General features: G+C 62.7%; 24 protein-coding genes. 17 read left to right on the forward strand and 7 right to left on the reverse strand.

Annotation, left to right across the window (positions count from 1 at the left end; all coding sequences use genetic code 11):
- The first annotated feature begins 223 nt into the window (after positions 1–223).
- From H8B02_RS04905 to H8B02_RS04940, 8 genes are all read left to right on the forward strand, one after another.
- Positions 224–820 carry a superoxide dismutase gene (locus tag H8B02_RS04905; protein WP_229165127.1) on the forward strand — a complete coding sequence of 199 codons (597 nt, stop codon included), beginning with the start codon at positions 224–226 and terminating at the stop codon, positions 818–820.
- Between the two features lie 3 nt (positions 821–823).
- On the forward strand, positions 824–1,237 hold the full coding sequence (locus tag H8B02_RS04910) for a thioesterase family protein (RefSeq protein WP_229165128.1): 414 nt from the start codon (positions 824–826) through the stop codon (positions 1,235–1,237).
- A gap of 50 nt (positions 1,238–1,287) precedes the next feature.
- On the forward strand, positions 1,288–3,900 hold the full coding sequence (gene clpB, locus H8B02_RS04915) for an ATP-dependent chaperone ClpB (RefSeq protein ID WP_229165129.1): 2,613 nt from the start codon (positions 1,288–1,290) through the stop codon (positions 3,898–3,900).
- A gap of 70 nt (positions 3,901–3,970) precedes the next feature.
- Positions 3,971–4,198 carry a DUF2171 domain-containing protein gene (locus tag H8B02_RS04920; RefSeq protein ID WP_229165130.1) on the forward strand — a complete coding sequence of 76 codons (228 nt, stop codon included), beginning with the start codon at positions 3,971–3,973 and terminating at the stop codon, positions 4,196–4,198.
- 89 nt (positions 4,199–4,287) lie between these two features.
- Entirely contained in the window at positions 4,288–4,542 is a 255-nt protein-coding gene (locus H8B02_RS04925) for a DUF2171 domain-containing protein (RefSeq protein WP_229165131.1), read from the forward strand.
- 183 nt (positions 4,543–4,725) lie between these two features.
- A complete protein-coding gene (locus H8B02_RS04930; protein ID WP_229165132.1) occupies positions 4,726–4,920 on the forward strand; it encodes a hypothetical protein in 195 nt (64 codons plus the stop codon).
- Between the two features lie 32 nt (positions 4,921–4,952).
- Positions 4,953–5,918 (forward strand): Dyp-type peroxidase, encoded by a 966-nt coding sequence (locus H8B02_RS04935; RefSeq protein ID WP_229165133.1) that lies wholly within the window; start codon positions 4,953–4,955, stop codon positions 5,916–5,918.
- A 69-nt stretch (positions 5,919–5,987) separates the two neighbouring features.
- Positions 5,988–6,284 carry an Hsp20/alpha crystallin family protein gene (locus tag H8B02_RS04940; RefSeq protein WP_229165134.1) on the forward strand — a complete coding sequence of 99 codons (297 nt, stop codon included), beginning with the start codon at positions 5,988–5,990 and terminating at the stop codon, positions 6,282–6,284.
- A gap of 82 nt (positions 6,285–6,366) precedes the next feature.
- On the opposite strand, the gene H8B02_RS04945 is transcribed toward H8B02_RS04940, so the two are convergent.
- From H8B02_RS04945 to H8B02_RS04960, 4 genes are read right to left on the reverse strand one after another with little or no spacing between them, the layout of a single operon-like run.
- On the reverse strand, positions 6,367–6,483 hold the full coding sequence (locus H8B02_RS04945; protein WP_229165135.1) for a DUF2474 domain-containing protein: 117 nt from the start codon (positions 6,481–6,483) through the stop codon (positions 6,367–6,369).
- Positions 6,483–7,487, reverse strand: a complete 1,005-nt coding sequence (cydB, locus tag H8B02_RS04950) for a cytochrome d ubiquinol oxidase subunit II (protein WP_233287507.1) — start codon at positions 7,485–7,487, stop codon at positions 6,483–6,485. The genes H8B02_RS04945 and cydB overlap by 1 nt, the downstream gene beginning before the upstream one ends.
- Before the next feature lie 5 nt (positions 7,488–7,492).
- A complete protein-coding gene (locus H8B02_RS04955) occupies positions 7,493–8,905 on the reverse strand; it encodes a cytochrome ubiquinol oxidase subunit I (RefSeq protein WP_229165136.1) in 1,413 nt (470 codons plus the stop codon).
- A gap of 50 nt (positions 8,906–8,955) precedes the next feature.
- On the reverse strand, positions 8,956–11,220 hold the full coding sequence (locus H8B02_RS04960) for an FdhF/YdeP family oxidoreductase (RefSeq protein WP_229165137.1): 2,265 nt from the start codon (positions 11,218–11,220) through the stop codon (positions 8,956–8,958).
- 355 nt (positions 11,221–11,575) lie between these two features.
- Between H8B02_RS04960 and H8B02_RS04965 the strand changes: the two genes are divergently transcribed.
- The 4 genes from H8B02_RS04965 to H8B02_RS04980 all read left to right on the forward strand — a co-directional run bounded on the left by H8B02_RS04965 (position 11,576) and on the right by H8B02_RS04980 (position 14,312).
- Positions 11,576–12,472, forward strand: a complete 897-nt coding sequence (locus H8B02_RS04965; RefSeq protein WP_229165138.1) for a bestrophin family protein — start codon at positions 11,576–11,578, stop codon at positions 12,470–12,472.
- Positions 12,473–12,607: 135 nt separating this feature from the next.
- Positions 12,608–12,799: a hypothetical protein gene (locus H8B02_RS04970; protein WP_229165139.1), complete on the forward strand. Its 192-nt coding sequence runs from the start codon at positions 12,608–12,610 to the stop codon at positions 12,797–12,799.
- A 293-nt stretch (positions 12,800–13,092) separates the two neighbouring features.
- Positions 13,093–13,302, forward strand: a complete 210-nt coding sequence (locus H8B02_RS04975) for a hypothetical protein (RefSeq protein ID WP_212316660.1) — start codon at positions 13,093–13,095, stop codon at positions 13,300–13,302.
- A gap of 95 nt (positions 13,303–13,397) precedes the next feature.
- Positions 13,398–14,312, forward strand: coding sequence for a DUF5996 family protein (locus H8B02_RS04980; protein WP_229165140.1), 915 nt, complete (start codon positions 13,398–13,400; stop codon positions 14,310–14,312).
- Positions 14,313–14,499: 187 nt separating this feature from the next.
- Here the strand turns inward: H8B02_RS04980 and H8B02_RS04985 are convergent, their stop codons facing one another.
- Together H8B02_RS04985 and H8B02_RS04990 are read right to left on the reverse strand one after the other, a co-directional pair.
- Positions 14,500–14,757: a hypothetical protein gene (locus H8B02_RS04985; RefSeq protein ID WP_229165141.1), complete on the reverse strand. Its 258-nt coding sequence runs from the start codon at positions 14,755–14,757 to the stop codon at positions 14,500–14,502.
- A gap of 116 nt (positions 14,758–14,873) precedes the next feature.
- On the reverse strand, positions 14,874–16,481 hold the full coding sequence (locus H8B02_RS04990; RefSeq protein WP_229165142.1) for an AMP-binding protein: 1,608 nt from the start codon (positions 16,479–16,481) through the stop codon (positions 14,874–14,876).
- A 211-nt stretch (positions 16,482–16,692) separates the two neighbouring features.
- Here H8B02_RS04990 and H8B02_RS04995 point away from each other — a divergent pair, with 211 nt between their 5' ends.
- The 5 genes from H8B02_RS04995 (at position 16,693) to H8B02_RS05015 (ending at position 22,700) form a co-directional block, all read left to right on the forward strand.
- Positions 16,693–17,271 carry a GNAT family N-acetyltransferase gene (locus H8B02_RS04995; RefSeq protein WP_229165143.1) on the forward strand — a complete coding sequence of 193 codons (579 nt, stop codon included), beginning with the start codon at positions 16,693–16,695 and terminating at the stop codon, positions 17,269–17,271.
- A gap of 245 nt (positions 17,272–17,516) precedes the next feature.
- Complete coding sequence (locus H8B02_RS05000) at positions 17,517–18,866, forward strand: DUF3100 domain-containing protein (RefSeq protein WP_229165144.1); 1,350 nt, start codon at positions 17,517–17,519, stop codon at positions 18,864–18,866.
- Positions 18,867–18,888: 22 nt separating this feature from the next.
- Positions 18,889–20,058, forward strand: a complete 1,170-nt coding sequence (locus H8B02_RS05005; RefSeq protein WP_229165145.1) for a M20 aminoacylase family protein — start codon at positions 18,889–18,891, stop codon at positions 20,056–20,058.
- A complete protein-coding gene (locus H8B02_RS05010) occupies positions 20,055–21,455 on the forward strand; it encodes an L-serine ammonia-lyase (RefSeq protein WP_283842141.1) in 1,401 nt (466 codons plus the stop codon). Before H8B02_RS05005 ends, H8B02_RS05010 begins: the two co-directional genes overlap by 4 nt.
- A gap of 171 nt (positions 21,456–21,626) precedes the next feature.
- On the forward strand, positions 21,627–22,700 hold the full coding sequence (locus H8B02_RS05015) for an AraC family transcriptional regulator (protein WP_212316675.1): 1,074 nt from the start codon (positions 21,627–21,629) through the stop codon (positions 22,698–22,700).
- A 328-nt stretch (positions 22,701–23,028) separates the two neighbouring features.
- On the opposite strand, the gene H8B02_RS05020 is transcribed toward H8B02_RS05015, so the two are convergent.
- A partial coding sequence (locus tag H8B02_RS05020; protein WP_229165147.1) for a CoA transferase occupies positions 23,029–23,635 on the reverse strand: 607 nt, incomplete at its 5' end.

A 23,635-nucleotide genomic window follows, 5' to 3' on the forward strand; every position in this document is an offset into this window, starting at 1 on the left:
GCGTTGTCTCGACAACTTGTCCAACGGCGCGTTCTTGTCGCTCTGTAACGTATTGATATTCCGCGCCGTCTGAGTTGGCACGTCGGTTGCTGAGGAAGTATCCGTCAGATCGGCGATTGCGACTCGGCGGATCGCGATACGCAACTATCGGCATGAGCGATCGAGCCCACGTCGCAAACCCGGATGTTCGCTCACACAGCAGATCATGAGCCGGAGAAGTCACATGTCGTTTTCCCTCCCCGATCTACCCTATCCCCATGATGCGCTCGTTCCCTACATGTCCAAGGAAACGCTCGAGTACCATCACGACAAGCATCACGCGGCCTATATCAACGCCCTCAATACGCTGATCAAGGGTACGCAATGGGAAAGCAAGAGCCTCGAGGAGGTCGTCGTCGGTTCCTTCGGTAAAAGTACGCCGCTCTTCAACAATGCGAGCCAGGATCTCAATCACACGTACTTCTGGAAGTGGATGAAGCCAGGAGGCGGCGGCGCGATCCCTGGCAGCCTCGAGAAGCGGATCAACGCGGATATCGGCTCGACCGAGAAGATGAGGGACGACTTCGTGGCGGCTGGTGTTGGCCAGTTCGGCTCTGGATGGTGCTGGCTGGCCGTGAAGGATGGAAAGATCGTCGTGATGAAGACTGCGAACGGCGAAAGTCCGCTTGTGCACGGCGCCAAACCCATTCTCGGCTGCGATGTCTGGGAGCACTCGTACTACATCGACTATCGCAATCGACGGCCCGATTACATCAAGGCGTTTCTCGATCACCTGGTGAACTGGGACTATGTCGAGGAACTGTTCCAGAAGGCGGTGTGAAACATGAAGCCGGTGCCTCTCGGCGCAAAGGGCCGCTTTACGCTCGACGTGAAGCCGCAACATCTGGCCAGCCAGTTCAAGGACCCGACGCTGCCACCGGTTCTCGCGACGCCGGTGATGATCCTTGCGATGGAAAACGCGGCGCTCAACGCCGTCCGGAGCTATCTCGAACCCGGAGAGGCGGCGGTCGGGACTGCGGTCGACGTCCGGCACATCGCCGCGACGCCGGCGGGACAGCGGGTGACCGCAGAGGCCGAAGTCACCGGCGTCGATGGACGGCGCCTGGTCTTCGCGGTGACCGCCCATGACGAATCCGAAGAGATCGGCAGCGGCACCCATGAGCGCATGGTGATCGACCTCGGTCGATTGGAACAGCACCTCGAGGCGAAAAGGGCGCGTTCGCCGACAGGTCGATGAAATCGGAATTAAGACGGCATGCGCCGGTGTTTCCGGTTTGAGGTGATCTCATGAACGTTGAAAAATATACCGATCGTGCAAGAGGCTTCATCCAGTCGGCGCAGTCGCTGGCGACGCGAGAAGGCAATCAGCAGTTTACACCTCTTCACATCCTCAAGGTCTTGCTCGATGACGGCGAAGGTCTGGCGGGCGGCCTGATCGACCGCGCCGGCGGCAATTCGCGGGCGATCCTGAAAGCAACGGAAGCGGCGCTTAACAAGCTCCCGAAGGTGTCGGGAGGCGGCGCTGGACAGGTCTATCTCGCGCCCGAAACCGCCCGCGTATTCACCGCGGCAGAACAGGCCGCGGAGAAGGCGGGAGACGGCTTCGTCACGGTCGAGCGGCTGCTTCAGGGCCTGGCTTCGGATCGGAACAGCGATGCAGCTGGACTTCTGAGGGATGGCGGCGTCACGCCGCAAAATCTGGAGGCTGCGATCAACGCGCTGCGCAAGGGGCGCACGGCCGACAGCTCATCGGCGGAGAACGCCTATGACGCGCTGAAGAAGTACGCCCGTGACCTGACGCAGGCCGCGCGCGACGGCAAGCTCGATCCAGTGATCGGTCGCGACGAGGAGATCCGCCGCACCATTCAGGTGCTCTCGCGCCGCACCAAGAACAACCCGGTGCTGATCGGCGAACCCGGCGTCGGCAAGACCGCCATCGTCGAAGGGCTGGCGCTGCGTATCGTCAACGGCGACGTGCCGGAGAGCCTGAACGACAAGAAGCTGCTTGCGCTTGACCTGGGCGCCTTGATCGCCGGTGCGAAATATCGCGGCGAATTCGAGGAGCGGTTGAAGGCGGTCCTGAACGAGGTGACGGTGGCCGAAGGCGGCATCATCCTGTTCATCGACGAGATGCATACGTTGATCGGCGCCGGCAAGACCGACGGCGCGATGGACGCCTCCAACCTGCTCAAGCCGGCGCTGGCCCGTGGCGAGTTGCATTGCATCGGCGCGACCACGCTGGATGAATATCGCAAGCATGTCGAGAAGGACGCGGCATTGGCGCGGCGCTTCCAGCCGGTGTTCGTGTCGGAGCCGACGGTCGAGGATACGATCTCCATCCTGCGCGGTCTGAAGGAGAAGTACGAGCTCCATCACGGTGTTCGCATCTCGGATTCGGCGCTGGTCGCGGCGGCGACGTTGTCGAACCGCTACATCACCGACCGATTCCTGCCGGACAAGGCGATCGACCTCGTCGACGAGGCGGCCGCCCGGCTGAAGATGCAGGTCGACTCCAAACCCGAGGAGCTTGACAACCTCGATCGCGAGATCGTCCGACGGAAGATCGAACAGGAAGCGCTCAAGAAGGAGGACGACGCCGGTTCGAAGAGCCGCCTGCAGACGCTGGAGACGGAATTGCTCGATCTCGAGAAGAGGTCGGCCGATTTGACGTCGAAATGGCAGGCCGAGAAGGGCAAGCTTTCCGATGCACAGAAGATGAAGAGCGAGCTCGAACGGCTTCGCACTGAACTCGCGAATGCGCAACGGAAGGGCGAATTCCAGAAGGCGGGTGAGCTTGCCTACGGCAGGATCCCCGAGGTCGAGAAGAAGCTTGCCGCGGTCGAAACCAGCGAGAGCACGTCGATCGGCGAAACGGTGACCGCCGACAACATCGCGCAGGTCGTGTCGCGCTGGACCGGGATTCCGGTCGACAAGATGCTGGAAGGCGAAAAGGAGAAGCTGCTCCACATGGAGGAGGCGCTCGGCAAGCGCGTCGTCGGGCAGGCCGAAGCCGTGCGCGCCGTGTCGACAGCGGTACGTCGCGCGCGCGCGGGGTTACAGGATCCCAATCGGCCGATGGGCTCGTTCATGTTCCTCGGACCGACCGGCGTCGGCAAGACCGAGCTCGCCAAGGCACTAGCGGAATTTCTGTTCGACGACGAGACGGCGATGGTCCGGATCGACATGTCCGAGTTCATGGAGAAGCACTCGGTCGCGCGGCTGATCGGCGCGCCGCCCGGCTATGTCGGCTATGACGAGGGCGGCGTATTGACCGAGGCGGTGCGTCGGCGGCCTTATCAGGTGGTGCTGTTCGACGAGATTGAGAAGGCGCATCCGGATGTGTTCAACGTCCTCCTTCAGGTGCTCGACGACGGACGGCTGACCGACGGCCAGGGCCGCACCGTCGATTTCCGCAATACGCTGATCATCATGACCTCGAACATCGGGGCGGAGCTGCTCGTCAACCAGGGAGAAGGCGAGAAAACCAGCGCGGTGCGCGAGCAGGTCATGACGATGGTGCGGGCGCATTTCCGGCCCGAGTTCCTCAACCGGATCGACGCCATCATTCTCTTCCACCGGCTTCAGAAGAACGAGATGGGCCGGATTGTCGAAATACAGTTTGCGCGGCTCCGCCGGCTTCTGGACGATCGCAAGATCGAGCTGTCGCTCGACGCCAAGGGGCGGGATTGGCTGGCCAACAAGGGATGGGACCCCGCATACGGTGCCCGTCCGCTGAAGCGCGTCATCCAGCGCTACCTGCAGGATCCGCTGGCGGAGATGCTGCTCGCAGGTGATGTGCGCGACGGTTCGCAGGTCAAGATCTCGGCAGGCAAGGACGGCCTCACATTCAACGGCAAGGCCGCGTCGATCGCGGACCAGGACGATGAAGGCATGATCTGAGGCCGTGATCCGAGGCGGCGGCGGACATCAGGGCGAAGCGAGGACTGAGATTCAGTCGAACGAGGAAAGCATGGCGACGGACGAAATCAGGGAGAACATGGAGGTCGTCGGCTTCGATGGCGATCATCTGGGCACGGTGGACTGCGTCGAAGGTGATCGTATCAAGCTCAAGAAGCGCGACGGCGGTCCGCACAAGAAGCATCACCACTATATCGGCCTCGATCTCGTCAACAACATCGAGGGCCACAAGGTTCGGCTTTGCTGCGACGCCGACATGGCCAGGCTTTTCGAGGACTGATGGCGTGGCAGCAGGGGAGCGTGTCGACGTCTCCCGGGACGCCGAAGACAATGTCGGACTAGTCGGAAATTGAACAGGAGAACCAACTCATGGCGGACCAGATCAAAGGGAATATGGAAGTCATCGGCGCGGACGGCGTTCACGTCGGCACAGTCGATCGTGTCGAGGGCGATCGCATCAAGCTCAAGAAGTCCGACAGTTTTGCTCATCACGAAGGCCATCATCACTACATTGAAATGGGCTTCGTAGCGGGTGTCGAAGGCGACAAGGTTCGTCTCTCCGCCAATGCGGATATTGCCGTCACGCTGGAGGAGGAGAAGTCGGGGCGGCCGGTCAAGCTGTGACTGCCGATTATATCGCTCGCGCGGACGCGAGAGACGGATTGTCCGGCTTGGGCCGGGCAGGCGCGCGGAAAGCCGGCGCTCCCGTGCAAGCTGTTGACGTCATGACGCCTGTACTCCGGCGCGTCGCATACGCGATCCCGGAGCGGCGGACGATAGGCTTGGTGTTTCAGGAAGGTTGGTAAAATGGAAGAGTACGATCTCTACATCAATGTGAAGAAGCCCGCGATCGGACTGTATGTGCGCAAGGGCGCAGATCTCCCTGACCTTGCGGACAAGGGCGATTGGTTGTTCGACGGCACTTGTGCCCAGGACCTGGTGCCCTCGAGTGTCATCTTGGGCGTGAAAGCTGACGGCCACGCTTTTCGGGACATGGATTAGAGACCTTTCAGAGGTCACCAAAGGAGCAAAGTGTGCCGTCTGCTGTTCCGCAACCGGTCGTCGCGCGTCTCACGCGGGCAGCCATCTTCCTGGTCGTGACGGTCAATTCGGGACCGGAAAGCGACGTCGCCGTGCGTGGTCTGTGCGCGGACCTGTCCTCGCTGTTACGGGCCGTCGGCTTCCGTGACCTCGAGGGGCGGTTGTCGTGCGTCATGGGCATAGGTTCCAACGTCTGGGACCGGCTGTTTGGCGCGCCGCGACCGAAGGGTCTGCATCCGTTTCGAGAGATTCGTGGCGTGCATCATGCGGTTTCGACGCCGGGCGATCTTCTCTTCCATATCCGTTCCACTCGCATGGATATGTGTTTCGAGCTCGCAGCGCAGATCATGTCACGGCTCGGCAACGTCGTGACCGTTGTCGACGAGGTGCACGGCTTCAAGTACTTCGACGACCGCGATCTGATGGGCTTTGTCGATGGGACGGAAAACCCTGTCGGCGCCGACGCTGAACGCGCAACCGTTGTCGGCGAGGAGGATGCGCCCTTCGCCGGCGGAAGTTACGTCATCGCGCAGAAGTATCTGCATGATTTGGCGCGCTGGAATGCAGTGCCGGTCGAGCAACAGGAAAACATCATCGGTCGACACAAGCTCTCCGATATCGAGCAATTGGATGCGGCGAAGGCGCCATATGCGCACAACGTCCTGACGACCATTGTCGAGGATGGAGATCAGCTGGAAATCGTTCGCGACAACATGCCGTTCGGCGAGTTCGGAAAGGGCGAGTTCGGCACCTACTTCATCGGATACGCGCGATCGCCGCATCGTATCGAGCAGATGCTCGATAACATGTTCGTCGGCCGGCCGCCGGGAAACTACGACAGACTGCTGGACTTCAGCCGCGCCGTGACCGGCGCACTGTTCTTCGTGCCATCGGCGAGCTTCCTCGACGACGTCGAGCCGGAACTTGCGCCGAAGGTGCCGGCTGCCAAATCCAAATGATGGAAATCCGTGCAATTTCGACATGGCGACGAGGTGATCGAGGCAGTCTCGTAACCGCACAGTCCCCGCATGCTTGACCTTGACGTGTACGAAGACGAACGCGATGTGGTGGTCCTTGCCGACCTGCCTGGCCTTAACGAAGACGAGATCGAGGTCATGGTCGACGGTGACGTGCTCACCATTCTCGCCGAACCGAGCCTCGGACGGCACAAGTCGGAAGGCCGTTGTCGCGTGGGACGCTCGTTCAGATTCTTGGGCGTCATGCGGCTGCCATGTTCGGTCGACCCCGATCGAATGCAAGTTGATTTCGATGACGGTGTGCTGACGGTGCGGCTGCCGAAGCGAAAAGCCCGAGAGCAGAGCTGAGCGCGACGCGATCTGGCCGACGGATCGCTGACCGGTTCGTCGTTACGCTCGCCGACCGATTCATCCCTCCTCTGGGGTGACGTCAGCCTGTCAGGACGAGGCGGATCAGGCCGGCGACCAATCCGAGCGCGATGACGCTCGCGGCCCAAATCGCGGCCATCCAGGCCAGCCGCTTCCAGAGCGGAAGCTGGCTCTCCATCAATGGTATCCGTGGACGCCGGCCTTGCCTCGGAACACCCAATAGGCCCAGCCCGTATAGGCGAGGATAACCGGGACGATGACCAGCGCGCCGACCAGCATGAAGGACTGGCTCTCGGGCGGTGCGGCCGCATCCCAGATCGTGACCGCGCGGGGGACGATATAGGGATAGATGCTGATGCCGAGACCGAGAAAGCCGAGCAGGAACAGCGCGAGTGCCATCGCGAAAGGCAGCCGCTCGAAATCGCGCTTAAGGCCCCAGAACAGGGTCGCCGCACAGATCGCGACCAGCAGCGGCACTTGCGCGGTGAGCAGCACGCCGGGTAGCGCAAACCAGCGCCGCCAGTAATCGTAATGCAGGAAAGGCGTCGCTGCGCTCACCGCCGCAAGCGCAGCGAGCGTCCCGAGACCGAGCCAGAAGGCGAGGCGGCGCGCGTGGCGCTGGCTCGTTCCTTCGGTCTTCCAGATCAGCCAGGTTGCGCCCAGCAGGGCATAGCCGATGACGACGGCAATCCCGGTCAGCAGGCTGAATGGGCTTAGCCAGTCGAGCCAGCCGCCTGCATAGGCATCATTCTCCACCCGGACGCCCTGCAATATCGCGCCGAGCGTGATGCCCTGTGCCAGTGCTGCAACCACCGAGCCCAGAGAAAAGGCCATGTCCCACAACGCACGGTGGCCAGCGTCCCGCCAGCGGAATTCGAATGCGACGCCGCGGAACACGAGGCCGAGCAGCATCGCGATGATCAGCGGATAGGTCGCCGGGAGAATGATGGCATAGGCGAGCGGGAAAGCTGCGAACAGCCCGCCGCCGCCCATCACGAGCCAGGTCTCGTTGCCGTCCCACACCGGCGCGATCGAGTTCATCGCCTGATCGCGCTCGTCGCCGATCGAAAAACTCGGGAACAGGATGCCGATGCCGAGGTCGAAGCCGTCCATCACGACATAGGCCATCACGGCGAAGCCGATGATCGCCGCCCAGAAGATGGTGAGGTCGATGCTGATCATGGCATTTACTCCCCAGCTGTCAGCGGCGCGCCGACACCTGCCGCCGGGGTGATGCCGGCCGCGCGCTGCGGCAGGTTCGGCAGCTCCGGCTCCTTCCGCTCCGGCGCCTTGGCCATCAGCCGGAGCAGATAATAGGTGCCGGCCCCGAACGCGCTGAAATAGACCAGCACGAAAGCGATGAGCGAGGCGGCGACCGCGGGGGCAGCAAGCGGCGAATGCGATTCCGCGGTGCGCAGCAGGCCGTACACCGTGAAGGGTTGGCGGCCGACTTCGGTCGTGACCCATCCGGCGATCACGGCGATGAAGCCTGCCGGCCCCATCGCAACCGCGACGCGATGCAGCCAGCGCCAGTCGTAGAGCCTGCCGCGCGCGCGGGCGAAGAGGCTCCAGAGGCCGACACCGAGCATCGCAAACCCCAACGCCACCATGATCCGGAACGACCAGAACACGATATGCGCAGGCGGCCAGTCCTCGCGCTGGAAGTCGGTGAGGCCCTGAAGCGGCGCATATGGATCATGCTTCAGGATCAGCGATCCGATGTGAGGTATCGAGACTTCGTAACGGACCCGCGCCTCGTCGTTGCTTGGGAAGCCGAACAGGATCAGCGGGGCGCCATTCGGACTCGGCTGATAGTCGCCCTCCATCGCCAGCACCTTGGCCGGCTGATGTTCCAGCGTGTTGAGCCCATGCGCGTCGCCGGCCAGGATCTGGATCGGCGCGACGATCGCGGCCATCCACATCGCCATCGAGAACATCTTGCGCGCGCCCGGATTGTCGCGGTCCCTGAGCAGATGCCAGGCGCCGACGGCGCCGACGACGAAAGCAGTGGTGAGATAGGCCGCGATCACGGTATGGACGAGGCGAAATGGAAAGCTCGCCGTAAAGATGATCGGCAGCCAGGAGTCGGCGGGCACGAACTGCCCCTTGGCGTTGATCGCAAAGCCCGCGGGCGTCTGCATCCAGCTGTTCACCGCGATGATCCAGGTCGCCGAGATCAGCGTGCCGAGCGCCACCATGCAGGTCGCGAAGAAATGCAGGCCCTTGCCGACCTTGCTGATGCCGAACAGCATGACGCCGAGGAAGCCGGCTTCGAGGAAGAACGCTGTCAGCACCTCATAGGCCATGAGAGGACCGATGATCGGTCCTGCCTTGGTGGAGAACACCGACCAGTTGGTGCCGAACTGGTAGGACATGACGACGCCCGACACCACGCCCATGCCGAACGTGACCGCGAAGATCTTGAGCCAGTAGCGGTAGAGATTGGCGTAGACGCCTTCTCCCGTCTTCAGCCAGAGCGCCTCCAGCACCATCAGGTAGCTCGCGAGCCCGATCGAGAAGGCCGGGAAGATGAAATGGAAGGAGACGGTGAACGCGAACTGCGCACGCGCCAGGATTACCGGGTCGAGTTGCCCAAGCAATGTTGCCTCCCTATGAAACCGAAGCTCTCCGCAACCTGTGGCGTCGCCCGTTAGGCGACGACACGAACCGGAATCGACTTGGCGGCCGGCGTGCCGCTGATCTTGTCGTAATATTCCAGCGGCAGCAGCGGGTTCAGCTCCGGGTAGTATCCCGCGACCGCACCGCGCGGCATCGGATAGTCCAGCACCGTGAGACCCTCGACCCGACGCCGCACGCCGTCATCGCTGATCGTCTCGAGCGCGATGCGCGCGCCCGAAGCGAGCCCTCTCGCCGCCCGGTCATCGGCGTTCATGAACAGCACCATGCGGTCGTTGTAAACGCCGCGATAGCGGTCGTTATAGCTGTAGATCGTGGTGTTGAACTGGTCGTGCGAACGGACTGTCGCCAATCGCAACATCGCCGGATCGGAAACCGGAGCATTGACCTCGAGGCCGGGCATCAGCAGGAAATTGGCCTTGCCGTTGGGGGTCGGCCAGACCAGCCGGCGCGGCGGCACGCCGAGGTGGAAGCCCTGCGGGCGTTTGATTCGCTCCGAGAAGTCGCTGTAGATCTCGGGATAGACCTCCGCGATCTTGTCGCGGATCAGACTGTAGTCTTCGATATAGCTCTCCCACGGAATCTTGCTGTCGGGAATCGTCGCGCGTGCCATCCGGCAGACGATCTCGACCTCCGGGAGCAGATCGGGGCTTGCCGGCGCCAGCACGCCGCGCGAAGCCGTGACGGTGGACATCGAGTCCTCGATCGTCACGAACTGCTCGCCGGCCAGGGTGTAGATGGCCTCGGACCGCGCGACCACCGGCAGGATCAGCGCATCACGCCCGTGGACGAGATGTCCGCGATTGAGCTTGGTGTTGATGCCGACCGTCAGGGCGAGCTTCCTCATTGCCGCGTATGATCGCTCGGTATCGGGGACCGCACGGACGAAGTTGCCGCCCATGCCGATGAAGACCTTGGCCGTGCCGTTCTGCATCGCCTCCACCGTCTCGACGGTGTGGTGGCCGTGTCCGCGCGGCGGCTCGAAGCCGAACACGTCGCGCACGCGGTCGAGATAGTCGTCGGTCGGCTTCTCGTCGATGCCGACGGTGCGGTCGCCCTGGACGTTCGAATGGCCGCGGATCGGCGCGATGCCGGCGCCGGGCTTGCCGAAATTGCCCTTGATCAGCAGCAGATTCACGACTTGCTGAAGCAGCCGCGATCCTTCCTGGTGCTGGGTCAGTCCCATCCCGTAGCAGATCATTGTCGCCCGCGAGCGCATGTAGATCTCGGCGCAGCGGCGGATCTGTGCCTCCTCGATGCCGGAAGTCTCGACAATGTCGGGCCACGACTGGGCCAGAACATCCTCTCGGATCAGATCGAACCCGACAGTGTGCTCGCGGATGAAGTCGTGATCGAGGACCGTCTCGCCCTGCGCTTCGCGCTCGAACATCACCTTCATCACGCCCTTGAACAAGGCGAGATCGCCGCCGATCTTGATGTGAACGAACTCGCTGGCGATCGGGGTCGATCCGAAGGTCGCCATCTGAATGACATCCTGCGGCTCGGTGAAGCGGATCAGTGCGCGCTCCGGCATCGGATTGACGGCCACGATCGGCACGCCACGCTTTCGCGCCTCGACCAGGTTGGTCATCATGCGCGGCGAGTTGGTGCCGGTGTTCTGCCCGATCACGAAGATGGCTTCGGCGTGCTCGAAGTCTTCCATCACCACGGTGCCCTTGCCGACGCCGATCGAGGGCGGCAAGCCGCGGCTGGTCGGCTCGTGGCACATGTTCGAGCAGTCGGGGAAGTTATTGGTGCCGAACGCGCGGACGAAGATCGAATACAGGAACGCCGCTTCGTTGGGCGTGCGTCCCGAGGTGTAGAATTCCGCGTGGTGTGGGCTCTTGAGCGCACGCAAGTGATCTCCGATCATCGTGAAGGCTTCGTCCCACTCGCATGGCACATAGCGATCGGAAGCCGCGTCGTAGCGCATTGGTTCGGTCAGGCGGCCTTGCATCTCGAGCCAGTAGTCCGACTTCTCCATCAGTTCGGACACGGTGTGGCTTGCAAAGAACTCCCGCGTGACCCTGCGTTTGGTCGCCTCGAACGCCAGCGCCTTGGCGCCGTTCTCGCAGAACTCCAGCGTCTTCTTGCAGTCAGGATCGGGGAAAGCGCAGCTCGGACATTTGAAGCCGCCGGGCTGGTTCATCGCCAGCAATGCGCGAGATCCTTTGGTGACGACGCTCTGCTCGAGCAGCACCTTGGCGGTTGCGCCGGCTGCGCCCCAGCCGCCCGCAGGATGATGATAGGCCTTGTAACGAGGCTTGTGGTCGGTCATTGCAAGCACTCCCCAGTCATCCGCGATGCCGGAAGTAGATCATGCTATCATATTGATTTCTATGGACATTTTGTCCCTTTGCGCGGACAAAATGTCCGACGTCGAAAGCGCATCGCGCTCTAAGTGACTGAGCAGACTTCATTCCGAAATTGGCGCGGAGGTTGCTTCAGTACGCCCCGTTGAATCGGGGAGACTGCGTGAACCACCAATCGTCCATGTCGGAAGGTCGCTTCCGACGATGTCCAAACTTGATCGTGGCGACCGATGTGCTCGGCATCGCCGGTGACGATACGCGCGCGGCGTCAGGCTCGAGCTGCAATCTCGAAGAGGGCTCCAGCGTGCCGCGGAGGTCGACATGATTGTGCGCTCCAAGCCCGGCTTCAGGGACATCGTGTTTGCGGTCAACGGCTCGATCCTGCCGCGGATCGCGCCGCATCTGGTCGCAATTGCCTTGATCAGCGTTCTCGCAGTGCTCGCCGCAATGGAGCATCCGGGCATTTTTGCGCGGATCAGCGCCGTTCCCTTCACGCTGATCGGCATCGCGCTATCCGTCTTCATGAGCTTCCGGAACAGTGCCTGTTATGAGCGCTGGTGGGAAGGCCGGGAGCTCTGGGGCAAGCTGATCATCGCCTGTCGCTCGTTCGCGCGTCAGACCTCCACCCTCGATGATGACGAGCGGCGCGTGCTGCTCCGCGGCCTGTGCGGCTTCTGTGCCGGGCTGGCGGCGCGCTTGCGCGGTGAGGACGAACTGGCGGCGATCGGACATTGGCGCGACATCGATGCCGCGTCAGGCGGGCCCAACCCGACCAATACCGTGCTCGACCAGATCGGAACGCAGTGCCTGACATTGATGAAGCGGGACCGGATTGAGCCGATCCACTATTCCGTCCTCGAGGGGCAGCTGAGCGCGCTCTCCGACGTGCAGGGCGGATGCGAACGCATCGCATCCACACCCGTGCCGTTCGCCTATTCCCTGCTGCTGCACCGGACCGCCCTGATCTTCTGCGTGACGCTGCCGTTCGCGCTTGCCGGATCGCTGGACTGGTGGACGCTGCTGCCAGTCTTGCTGGTCGCATACACCTTCTTCGGCCTCGACGCGCTCGGCCATCAACTCGAGGATCCGTTCGGACTGGAGCCGAACGCTCTCCCGCTGGATGCTATGCGGCGGATGATCGAACGCGAGATTCTATTCCTGCTCGGAGAGCGGGATCTTCCCGCGCCGATCGAGGCGCGCGACAATGTGCTGAAGTAGGCGGAACATCTGATCCAGGCAAGTTACCGCGAGATCCCCTTCGAACGCGCAACGCCTCGACCTTCATATGAAGGTTGCCATCAGCATATACTGAATGAGCGTATCCGAGTGGGATCGAGGTCCAGGAGGTGCCATATGACGATGAATGAACTCGCTGACGCGCTCGAAAAGATCGACGAGGATGCGTTTGCCTCTTTCCTCCTCGAGTATGAGATCACTCACGATGACGGACCCGAGGCCATGAAGACGATGATCGTCGAGGCGCTTCGGTTCGCGGACGCGCACGGCTTTCATGCGAGCCGACCGCCTCTCGACGAGGCCGATTAGGCTCGGGACAGATTCATTCGCAATGGAGATGCCGAGCGCGTGCCTCACAAAAGCGTGCGCGGGGCAGGTGAGGCATCGCCGATGGACAGCCTGTCCTCAATGGCACGGACAAAATGTCCGTTGTCGCCAGGCGTCTCGCTTCCAAGCCATTGACATTGTTTCTGTGCCCAAGTTGGCGCATTCTTTGCCATCAGGACTTTCGATGCCCTGGCGGATCGGAAACTCCTGTTGGTTCGAACAATCCGGTAGAGCGCAACGTTGAACGTCATTGATAGCGACAAGGAGGAACCACAATGTCCAAGGATCATGACAAGGCCTCCCACGGATCACAGGACGCACGCCGGCACAAGATCGACCATCAGACCCGAAACGAATGGCTTCACAGGGACGCTGGCCTACAAGCCTTGTGGCAGGCCTCCGGGATGTCGCGAGACGAGTTCATCCAGCACAACGAAGGGGTGATCGACAAGGTTATAAGCGATAACCTTGATGCGAACCGTTAACTGGAAACGGTGCATTGGAGCAGGCTGCATGGCAGCGTAGGTTTCGCTGAATCGAGCCAGCTGCCAGGCCGTCCAACCATGTGTGAGGACACGCCATGACTGCTGGCAGCCGCACTTCCGATTTCTGGCCGGCGCTTTCCAGCCCGGCCTTCGAGCCCACGCGATATCTCCTCCACATAGCGTTGCAGGCCGTTGGCAAGCTCAAGCTGGCCGAACCGTTTCAGGCGCAGTGGGCCGAAGTGCCGTTGTGGCTCAGCGCCAGAGGGCTGACCACCGGCCCGATCCGTTATGCCGGTGGCGCTTACGAGGTCCGCGCGGACTTCATCTCGCACGAGCTGCAGTGGCTTACGAGTTCGGGCGCATCGGGACAATTGCCGCTGGGGCCAACATCCGTTGCCGCGCTCGTCGAGGCTCTGCTCGGTCAGCTACGTGGCGCCGGCATTGACGCTTCAATCAGCCTCCTGCCGCAGGAGCGACCCCGTCCGATCCCCTTCAATGAGGACAAGGAACCGCGCCCCTACGATCGCGACCTGGTCAACGCGTGGTGGCGCATCCTCCTCAGCACGCAACGCGTTCTCCAGATCTTTCAGGGCCGGTTCACAGGCAAGACGCAACCCATCGGCCTGATGTGGGGGACGTTGGACATTCGCGTGGTGTTCTACAACGGCAAGCCGGTCACACCCGCGCAAGATATCGGCTTCATCAGGCGCAATGCGATGAATGCGGAGTTGATCGAGATGGGGTGGTGGTCGGGCGATGCCTCCTATCCAAGGCCCGCGTTCTACTCCTTCACGTACCCGCAACCGAAAGGCATCGAGAACGCCAAGGTCGCTCCGGCCGCCGCCCGCTGGGACGTCGGCATGGGCGAGTTCCTTCTCGACTACGATGACCTTCGCCAGTCCAGTGATCCCGAACGAGACCTGCTGAGCTTCCTCGAATCCACCTATCACGCTGGCGCAACCGCTGCAGGGTGGGATTCCGGGCTGTTGGGTGGCGGCCGGCCGGAGTGACACGCGACCTTGCACCCACAATTGGTAGGTTTTGGCCCAGGATGCTCAAATATGCCTTATCTTTCCACGGGGATTGACTGACACTCTCTCCGCCACCCCACGCCAGAGCTCGGTCTGAGTGTCGGTTTGTTGGCGGCCAGCTAGTTCATTCGCGAACGAAGGTTTTGATTCTGCTCAGGTGGCCGCATCAGTCTGCGACCTTATCGAAGTCGCACGCCATGAGTGCGGTTTCGGCCAGGCTGACGATGTCCACCCGCAGATCCGTGGTGGTCCCCTGACCGATAATGCCTTGTAGCGTCAGTTCTCCTGTGAGCGCTTCGATCATCCGTTTCATGCGGCGCTGGTACTTGATGCTCGAGCATTCGTTGTCGTGACTGAACATGTCGCAGGCTGCAATATGCTCTTTATCGATGAATCGCCGGGGATCCAAAAAGGACATGTCCAATGGACATCGATTCCCGAAAAGGTGCTGTCGGACCAAATTGGGAGTGATTTTGGGACATGGCCGATCGGGATTTTTGGCTGACGCCGTCGGCCGGTCGGGGCAAGTTCGCTGCAGCGTCAGTCCTTGAGCAACCGCCGCAACAGCTTGCCGGCCGGTGAGCGCGGCAACTCGGTAACGAAGCTGACATCGCGCGGTACCTTGTAAGGCGCCATGTTCTGGCGCGCCCATGCCACGAGCTGGGCGGTGTCCAGTTCGGCACGCGGGACCAGGACGATGAAGGCCTTGACCACCTCGCCCTTGGTTGCGTCGGGCGCGCCGATCACGGCTGACGCCGCCACGTCGGGGTGCTTGTTCAGAATCGATTCGACCTCTTCCGGGAAGACGCTGTAGCCGGAGACCTTGATCATCTCCTTGAAGCGTCCCATGAAGGTCAGATAGCCCTCGGCATCGAGGCGGCCCATGTCGCCGGTGTGCAGCCAGCCATTGCGCAGCGCCTCCGCGGTCGCATCGGGACGATTGCGGTAGCCCTTGAATACGCCCGGGCCGCGGATCACGATTTCGCCCGGGACGCCGGCTGGTTGGTCTGTGCCGGAGTCGGGATCGACGATCCGGATCTCGTTGCCGGGCACCGGCCTGCCATGGGTGCCCCAGCGTATTGCGTTGCGCGGCATGAAGGTGTCGACCGTGTGGGTCTCGGTCAGCCCATACGCCGCTTCGAAGCTCTCGCAGTTCGACGCGACGGCCTGCCACTGCCTGGCAAGCGCTTCGGTCCAGTCGATACCGAAACTGGTCACGGGATTGACACGGAGGCTCCTCAGTTCGAAGTCGGAAATGTTCGGGAGCTGCGTGATCGCGACGTTCATCGGCGCCACGCTATACCACCAGCTTACCTGATAGCGGTCGATCGCCTGTGCCGTCACGAGCGGATCGAACCGGTACAGCAGCACGGACGTCGCGCCGGCGTAGATCGGTGCATTCACGCCCATCACCATGCCGGCGATGTGATAGAGCGGCGCGATCGAGAGCAGGACGTCATCGGCGCCGATCCCGTTGCAGTTCACGGTCGCGGCCGTCTTGAAGATGACGTTGCGATAGGACAGCATCGCTCCCTTGGGCCGGCCCGTGCTGCCCGACGTGTAGATCATCAGCGCCGTATCGTTCATGTCGATCGCGACATCGCGGGGCGACGCGCCGCTTGCAGCGACGGAGAGGAAGTCTTCAATTTCGCCGGCCGTACCGGCCGGCTCGGAGCCGGGTGCGAGCAGTTCATCCGGAACGCCGATCGGTGGCCGCTCGGGCAGCAGGTCCGGGTAGCGGACCACGAAGACATGCTCGAGCTTCGTCTTGTCGCGGACCTGAGCTACGATCGGCAATAGTGGTTCGGCCGCGACGATCACGCGCGCGCCGAGATCGTCGAGCTGGTAGGCGAGCTCGTGCTCCTTGTTCAGCGCCCCGCAGGGCGAGGCAATGGCGCCGATCTTCTGGATGCCGAATTGCGCCATTAGGTATTGCGGACAATTGTTCATGAACAGTGCGACCGGATCGCCTTTGGCGACGCCGAGCTGTTGCAGGCGCGCCGCGAATGCATCACTCGCGCGGTCGAGCTCGAGGAACGTGATGGCACGGCCATACCAGATGCAGGCCGGTTTCTCCGGCCGCTCACGGGCATGCCTCCGCAGCATTTCGTGCAGCGGTCGTTCGAGGTTGTCGTTGGAAGCGCTCATGGTCATTGTCGCCAGGCTTATGTGCTCATATCGAGACGGAAAGGTGCAAACGGGCCGTTCAGGAGTTATATTAGGACATTGGTACACCCGGCTTGCCTCATCTGGCTCCTGCGTGCAGGACAGGCGGGAAAAGCGCTGCCATCCCCGCAAGGTGGTTGCGGCGAAGTCTGGATTTCGGATTGAGTGAGCGATCTGCATGAGGAACACCAGGATGCGATCCTATCCGCGTCGCGTCAACTTCGAGAGCGGGGACGTCGAGTTTCGGTTGATGGGGCCTGCCGACGAGGCCGCCGTCCTGGAGTTTGCCAACGCGCTTGCCGTGCACGACATGCTGTTCCTGCCGCGGAATATCCGCGAGCCGAAGGTACTCTCGGCATGGATCAAGGAGATCGAGCGCGGTTCGATCGTCAGCCTGCTGGTGGTCAAGGACGACATCGTTGTGGGGTGCGGCACGATCGTGCGGGACCCCATGTCGTGGTCGGCCCATGTCGGCGAGATCAGGACCGTGATCGCCTCGCATGTGCGCGGCACCGGCATCGGACGGGCTCTTTCCAATGAGGCGTTTGACCTCGCGCTGTCGATGGGCCTGGAACGCCTGACCGTACAGATGACGTCCGACCAGACCCGCGCGATCGCGATTTTCGAAGCACTCGGCTTCCGCGCCGAGGCTCTGTTGCGCGACCAGGTGAAAGACCTTCAGGGCAAGACGCACGACATCGTGGTGCTTGGCGTCAGCGTGGCGGATGTGCAGAAGCTCGAACCGGGCGGCTCGTCCGGAGCGATCGACTAGCACGGGGGACTGGCCGAGGAACGGCTTCGCCGTCCTCGCACCGTTTGCATCCATGACGGCAACGGTCGCGGCCATGCCGGCTTTCCCGGGCTGGATCTTCGTCCCGCCAGTGTTGCAAAAAATGCAACAAAAACTGGACGACACGATCATTGATGCAAGATGCTTTCTCCCCGATGCTGCGCGGGCAAGTTGGTTCACCGTTCACCGCATTGCCTCGCAATCATCTTCTGGAGGTGTCCAGCATCATGACGTCGACCTCTTCGCCTTCCACAGACCTCGCCGCCCAGGCGGTCAATCCCGCAAGCACCGGCAAGCTCACGCTGTTCGTTGCCGTTCTGATCATCGTTGCCGTCGCCGAGACGATCGGGATCGTCCAGTTCCAGATCGGACCGGGCAAGGTGCTGCTTCAACCGATGGTGTGGGCGCTGCTGATCGCGGCCGCATGGGGCCTCTCAGCGTGTTATCTTCCGGCCGCCGCGCGGATCGGGCCCGGCCTGCAGACCTATGCGGGACAACTGCTCAACGCGGGCCTGCTGCTGTTCGTGATCAAGATGGCTTTCACTGTCGGCGGCGCGCTGCCGGAGGTGCAGAAGGCCGGCTGGGCGTTGATCTTCCAGGAGCTCGGCCACACCTTCGGCACGCTCGTCCTCGGCCTGCCGATTGCGCTCCTGCTCGGGGTCAAGCGCGAAGCGGTCGGCGCGACCTTCTCGATCGGCCGTGAAGGCAACATGGTGATCATCGGCGAGAAATACGGCATGAACTCCGCCGAAGGGCGCGGCGTGCTGGCCGAGTACATCACCGGCACCGTGCTCGGCGCGCTGTTCATCGCGCTATTGGCCGGCTTCGTCGCCAGTTTGCACATCTTCGATCCGCGGTCGCTCGCGATGGGCGCCGGCGTCGGTTCGGGCAGCATGATGGCGGCCGCGATCGGCACCATCAACGGCCACAGTCCGCCCGAGATGGCGAAGGAGCTGATTGCGATCGCCTCGGCGGCGAACCTGATGACCGCCGTTCTCGGCTTCTATTTCGCTTTGTTCTTCTCGCTGCCGGTGTGCTCCTGGCTGTATGACAGGCTGGAGCCCGTGCTCGGCCGGTTCTCGAACTTCCCGTCGGGAAACCTCGGGCCCTCGATCGCCAGCGCCGGCGAGACCAAGCACGGCACGTTCGGCTTCTCCGACTCGCTGCTCGCCTGGATCACCGTCGCGGGCGGCGTCCTGATCGGCAATTCGCTCACTTACAAGGTTCCGCTGCTGGAATCGGGCGCAAGTCTGCTGGTCGTGCTCGCGGTCGTGCTGCTGGTCGACGTCCTTGCCCGTCTGCTGTCGAAAGTGCCGCACATCCTGATCCTGGTCGTGGTCACCACCGTGCTCGGTATTCCCGGCCTGCTGCCGTTCTCCAACGCGATGATCGGCTCGGTCGACAAGCTCAACTTCCTGGCCTTCACGACCCCCGTGCTGACGCTCGCCGGCTTCTCGGTCGCCAAGGATCTTCCGATCTTCAGGAAGCTGAGCTGGCGTATCGTGGTGGTCTCGCTGACGGCCGCTTCGGGCACATTCCTCGGTGCGACATTGATCGCCGAATTCTTCCATCGCTAACCAACGACAGGTGGACCAACGCATGTCAAAGAAGTTTGGAATCGCCGACGATATCTGTGCCCGGATGCTGGATTGGCGTCATGATATCCATGCCAACCCGGAAATCGCGTTCCAGGAGCACCGCACCGCCCAGCTCGTGGCCGATGCGCTGATGGAGATGCAGATCCCGGTCCATCGCGGCCTCGGCGGAACCGGCGTGGTCGGAACGCTGAAGAATGGCGAAGGCCCGACGATCGCGCTGCGCGCCGACATGGACGCGCTTGATCTCCAGGAACTCGGGGACCGCGTCCACAAGTCAACCCGCGCCGGCAAGATGCACGGCTGTGGCCATGATGGCCATACCACAATGCTGCTTGGGGCTGCCGTGCAGCTCGCCCGTCACCGGCCGTTCCGCGGTACCGTCCATTTCGTTTTCCAGCCCGCCGAGGAGAACGAAGGCGGCGGCAAGAAGATGGTCGAGGAAGGGTTATTCAAGATGTTTCCGGCCGACGCGGTCTACGGGATGCACAACATTCCGAATATCCCGCGCGGAAAATTCGCGATCCGGACCGGCATTGCGACGGCCTTCCTCGATACCTTCGAGATCGTGGTGACCGGGAGCGGTTGTCATGCCGCGACGCCGGAGAAGGGCATCGACCCGATCCTGGTGTCGGCCGATCTCGTCTCCGCTCTGCAAGGCATCGTGAGCCGCCGCATCGGCGCAATGGACGCCGCTGTCGTGAGCGTTACCCAGATCCACGGCGGCGACACCTGGAACGTGGTGCCCGAAACCGTTACACTACGTGGCACGGTGAGAACGCTGGACGCCGAGATACAGGATCAGGTCGAGGCCGCCATGAAGCAGGTCTGCGCCGGCGTGGCGCAAACCCATGGCGCAAAGATCGATCTGAGCTACATGCGAGGTTATCCGGGGGTGATCAACACGCCAGCGGAAACCGATGCCGCCGCGTCGGCAGCCGCAAACCTCGTCGGCGTCGAACAGGTGCAAACCGACATCAAGCCGGCGATGGGATCGGAGGATTTCGCCTTCATGCTGCAAGAGCGCCCGGGCGCTTACATCTGCATCGGTGCGGGCGAGACCGCCAATGATCCGCCGTTGCACAATCCATACTACGATTTCAATGACGCCATCCTGCCGCTCGGCGCCGCTTATTGGGTCGAGCTGGTAAAGCAACAACTGCCTGCTGCCTGATGCTTTCGGTCTTCGACATATTCAAGATCGGCATCGGCCCCTCGAGTTCGCATACGGTGGGGCCGATGCGCGCGGCCGGACAATTCGTCCGCGCGCTCGAGCGCGATGGCCTTCTTTCGAGGACGGCGCAGGTCCGCGCCGACCTCTATGGCTCGCTGGGTGCGACCGGGCGCGGGCATGCGACCGATCTCGGCGTGATCCTCGGCCTGCTCGGCGAAAGGCCCGATACGGTCGATCCGGCCCAGGTGGCGCCGCAGCTTGCGGATATCCGGCGCTCCGGCGAGTTGCGGCTGCTCAATGTTCACCCGGTCCCGTTCCGGCGCGGGCGCGATATCATCTTCCAGCCCGACAGCGCGCTGCCGGAACACCCCAACGGAATTCGTCTTGTGGCGTTCACGGCCGACGGCAGTCTGCTGGCGGAGCGCTATTACTTCTCGATCGGTGGCGGATTCGTGATCGAACGTGGCTTGGGCGACGTGGCTGGCGGCGCAGGCGTCGAGCTTCCGGTTTGGCCGTATCCGTTCGGAACCGGCGCCGAGCTGGTCGCACGCGCGCAGTCGAGCGGCCGCTCGATCGCCGACATGGTGCTCGCCAATGAGTGCGTGCATCGCACCGACGCTGACGTCCGTTCCGGCCTCCTGAAGATCTGGGAGACGATGAAGCAATGCGTCGACCGCGGCTTCGGGATCGACAATGCTAGCACGGCTGAACCGCTGCCTGGGCCGCTGAACATTCGGCGTCGCGCGCCGGCTCTCTATCGCGAACTGTCGGCCCGCAACAGCGACACCGAGAGCGTCGACCCGCTGGCGGCGATGGATTGGGTCAACGCCTTCGCGATGGCGGTGAACGAGGAGAATGCAGCGCGCGGACGGATCGTGACGGCGCCGACCAACGGCGCCGCCGGCGTGATCCCGGCGGTGCTGCATTACTACGTCAAGTTCTGTCCGGGCGCGGCCGATGACGGCGTCGTTACCTTCCTGCTCACCGCGGCTGCGATCGGCATGCTCTACAAGGCGAATGCCTCGATCTCCGGCGCGGAAGTTGGCTGTCAGGGCGAGGTCGGCGTCGCTTGCTCGATGGCCGCAGGCGGCCTGACGGCCGTGCTCGGCGGTGCGCCGGCCCAGGTCGAGAACGCCGCCGAGATCGGGATGGAGCACAATCTCGGTCTCACTTGCGATCCGGTTGGGGGCCTCGTGCAGATTCCTTGCATCGAGCGCAATGCGATGGGGGCCGTCAAGGCCATCAACGCCGCCCGAATGGCACTGCGTGGCGACGGCAAGCACTATGTCTCGCTTGATGCCGTCATCAAGACGATGCTGCAGACCGGCGAAGACATGAAGTCCAAATACAAGGAGACGTCGCTGGGCGGGCTCGCGGTGAATGTTGTGGAGTGCTGACCAGAGGCACGGCGGCGCCGACGAAATACCTCGCGACCGAATTCGGCATCGCTGGATACGACCCGCTGCGCGCTGCCCGTTGCTGGGGATAGGGGTAGCCGGCCAGCTGCCGCCGGCATTGCGAATGATTTCGATTTAAGCAAGACTCCAAGCCTAGGGAGGAATACGACCATGAGCGCTGGAAGGCGTCTGCGAGACGCCGTGCCGGAATGTCAATTGCCGCCGGATTTCGACCAGCATGTGTATTCGGCGCAGTTGATTGCTGCCATCATCGCCGAGCTCGGCAGGCAACAGGTTCGATCGTCAGTGGCACTGGCGGGCACCGGCTTGACCGAGGATCAGCTCGAAGCTCACACGACGCGTATCTCGTACCGGCAGATCGACATCGTGGTTCGCAATGCATTGCGGCTGTCGAACGAACCGACCGTTGCACTCCATGCCGGACAGCGCATGCGGGTGACGGCGCACGGAATGTACGGATATGCTTTGCTGAGCAGCGCGACCTATGACGATGCGCGCGCATTCGCCAATCGATACCTTCGGGTCGTTGGCCCGCTGTGCGACGCGAAATACTCGTATGACGGCGCGGCGGTCGTCTGTGCATTCGAGCCGTTGCATTGGCCGAATCCGACGCAGGACGTGCATCGCTTTGCGGCCGAGTTCGCCCTTTCGTCGCATTTGACAACGATGAAGGACCTGGCGGGCGAGTCATTCCGCTTCTCGCAGATTTCCCTCGCCTATGGCGAACCGGCGCATGCGCGCGCCTACCAGGTGATCTTTGACTGCCCGGTCTTGTTTCGCCAGCGCGGCAACGAGTACAGGTACCAGCTGTCGCAGGCCGACGGGCCGGTAGCGTTGGCGGATTCTCGCACCCACGGAATGGCGCGCGAGATGTGCGAGCAGGTGTTGTCCGAGGTCAATCATGCGGGCGGGATCGCCGCCGATGTCAGGCGGGTGCTGATCGAGCAGCCCGGCAGGTATCCGAACATCGAGGCGATCGCCGAGAGGCTCTCGATGCATCCTCGCGCGCTGCGGCGGAGGCTCGAAGCGGAAGATACATCATATCGTGAGCTGCTCGCCGAGGTGCGGACGCGGCTTGCGATCGAATATCTGCGCAAGACCGCGATGACCAACGAGGAGATCGCGAACCGGCTGGGCTATAGCGACGCCGCCAACTTCCGGCATGCCTTCATCCGCTGGACCGGAAAGAGCCCCTCCGACTTCCGGGTCTCTTCGCCGATGTGAAGACTGTGCGGGTAGGACAACGCTCCGTCTGGCCGTTCGTTACGTCGCGCTGTCCATAAGTCACCTCCGGACCGGCCTCGTCGAACCTCCTCGTGGTCGAACTCCACGCATAGATTGGCGATCGACAGTAAGCGCGATGGCTGGTCAAGGAGTAAGGGACGCGTCGGGCGCTGATCGTTTCTGCTCGGGGGCGTCCTCCGAACCTCAGCTGCGCCGCATCGCCGCTGTGGTGCCCCCCGGTTCGGGCGCCTCGAGACTGGCCGCGCTCCTCACCCGAGGGCGCGGCCTTTTCTCGTGCGCGCGACGAAGGCGGCAGGTGGTCAGCGCATCATGCCAGGATCTTGCTTTCGCGCATCCCGGCGATGGCCGCATCATCGTAGCCGGCCTCGCGCAAGATCTGCGTGCTGTGCTCGCCGACCGCGGGTGCCTTGCGCGGCTTCACCTTGGTCGCACCGTCGACAAAGAACGGGCTGTCGATGGTCAGCATCTCGTCGTTCTCGAACGGCACCAGCACGCCGGCTGACAGCATTTGCCGGTCGGCGCACAGGTCGCTCATCTCGGCAACGCATTCGAAGACGATGCCGGCTTCATCGAGGCACGCCCGCCATTCGTCCCGGTCCCGTGTCGCGAATGCCGCGTCGAACAGAGCGATCAGTTCCGCGGAACGGGCGAAGCGATCGGCCTGTTTGGCAAAGCGCGGATCAGTGAGCAGGTCGTCGAGGCCCAGGCATTTCGCCACGGTCGGAAAGTCGCGCTGCTCGTTGACGATCGCGAGCAGCAGCCAGCGGCCGTCGCGGCAGCGGTAGTAGCAGCCGAGCGCATTGAACAAATTCTCGCGCGGCGGCCGCGGTGTGAACGTCGCCCCGCACAGCGCCGCCTGCGCCATGATGCCGTTCGACCAGACGCCGTTCGCGAGCAGCGAGGAGCCGACCCGG

The organism is Bradyrhizobium altum (assembly GCF_020889705.1).
GTDB lineage: Bacteria > Pseudomonadota > Alphaproteobacteria > Rhizobiales > Xanthobacteraceae > Bradyrhizobium > Bradyrhizobium altum.

Bases quoted from the DNA above. Each gene is read 5' to 3' on its own strand.
- H8B02_RS04905 (WP_229165127.1), top strand. From the start codon at position 224: ATGTCGTTTTCCCTCCCCGATCTACCCTATCCCCATGATGCGCTCGTT.
- H8B02_RS04910 (WP_229165128.1), top strand. From the start codon at position 824: ATGAAGCCGGTGCCTCTCGGCGCAAAGGGCCGCTTTACGCTCGACGTG.
- clpB (WP_229165129.1), top strand. From the start codon at position 1,288: ATGAACGTTGAAAAATATACCGATCGTGCAAGAGGCTTCATCCAGTCG.
- H8B02_RS04920 (WP_229165130.1), top strand. From the start codon at position 3,971: ATGGCGACGGACGAAATCAGGGAGAACATGGAGGTCGTCGGCTTCGAT.
- H8B02_RS04925 (WP_229165131.1), top strand. From the start codon at position 4,288: ATGGCGGACCAGATCAAAGGGAATATGGAAGTCATCGGCGCGGACGGC.
- H8B02_RS04930 (WP_229165132.1), top strand. From the start codon at position 4,726: ATGGAAGAGTACGATCTCTACATCAATGTGAAGAAGCCCGCGATCGGA.
- H8B02_RS04940 (WP_229165134.1), top strand. From the start codon at position 5,988: ATGCTTGACCTTGACGTGTACGAAGACGAACGCGATGTGGTGGTCCTT.
- H8B02_RS04945 (WP_229165135.1), bottom strand. From the start codon at position 6,483: ATGGAGAGCCAGCTTCCGCTCTGGAAGCGGCTGGCCTGGATGGCCGCG.
- cydB (WP_233287507.1), bottom strand. From the start codon at position 7,487: ATGATCAGCATCGACCTCACCATCTTCTGGGCGGCGATCATCGGCTTC.
- H8B02_RS04960 (WP_229165137.1), bottom strand. From the start codon at position 11,220: ATGACCGACCACAAGCCTCGTTACAAGGCCTATCATCATCCTGCGGGC.
- H8B02_RS04965 (WP_229165138.1), top strand. From the start codon at position 11,576: ATGATTGTGCGCTCCAAGCCCGGCTTCAGGGACATCGTGTTTGCGGTC.
- H8B02_RS04970 (WP_229165139.1), top strand. From the start codon at position 12,608: ATGACGATGAATGAACTCGCTGACGCGCTCGAAAAGATCGACGAGGAT.
- H8B02_RS04975 (WP_212316660.1), top strand. From the start codon at position 13,093: ATGTCCAAGGATCATGACAAGGCCTCCCACGGATCACAGGACGCACGC.
- H8B02_RS04980 (WP_229165140.1), top strand. From the start codon at position 13,398: ATGACTGCTGGCAGCCGCACTTCCGATTTCTGGCCGGCGCTTTCCAGC.
- H8B02_RS04990 (WP_229165142.1), bottom strand. From the start codon at position 16,481: ATGAGCGCTTCCAACGACAACCTCGAACGACCGCTGCACGAAATGCTG.
- H8B02_RS04995 (WP_229165143.1), top strand. From the start codon at position 16,693: ATGCGATCCTATCCGCGTCGCGTCAACTTCGAGAGCGGGGACGTCGAG.
- H8B02_RS05000 (WP_229165144.1), top strand. From the start codon at position 17,517: ATGACGTCGACCTCTTCGCCTTCCACAGACCTCGCCGCCCAGGCGGTC.
- H8B02_RS05005 (WP_229165145.1), top strand. From the start codon at position 18,889: ATGTCAAAGAAGTTTGGAATCGCCGACGATATCTGTGCCCGGATGCTG.
- H8B02_RS05015 (WP_212316675.1), top strand. From the start codon at position 21,627: ATGAGCGCTGGAAGGCGTCTGCGAGACGCCGTGCCGGAATGTCAATTG.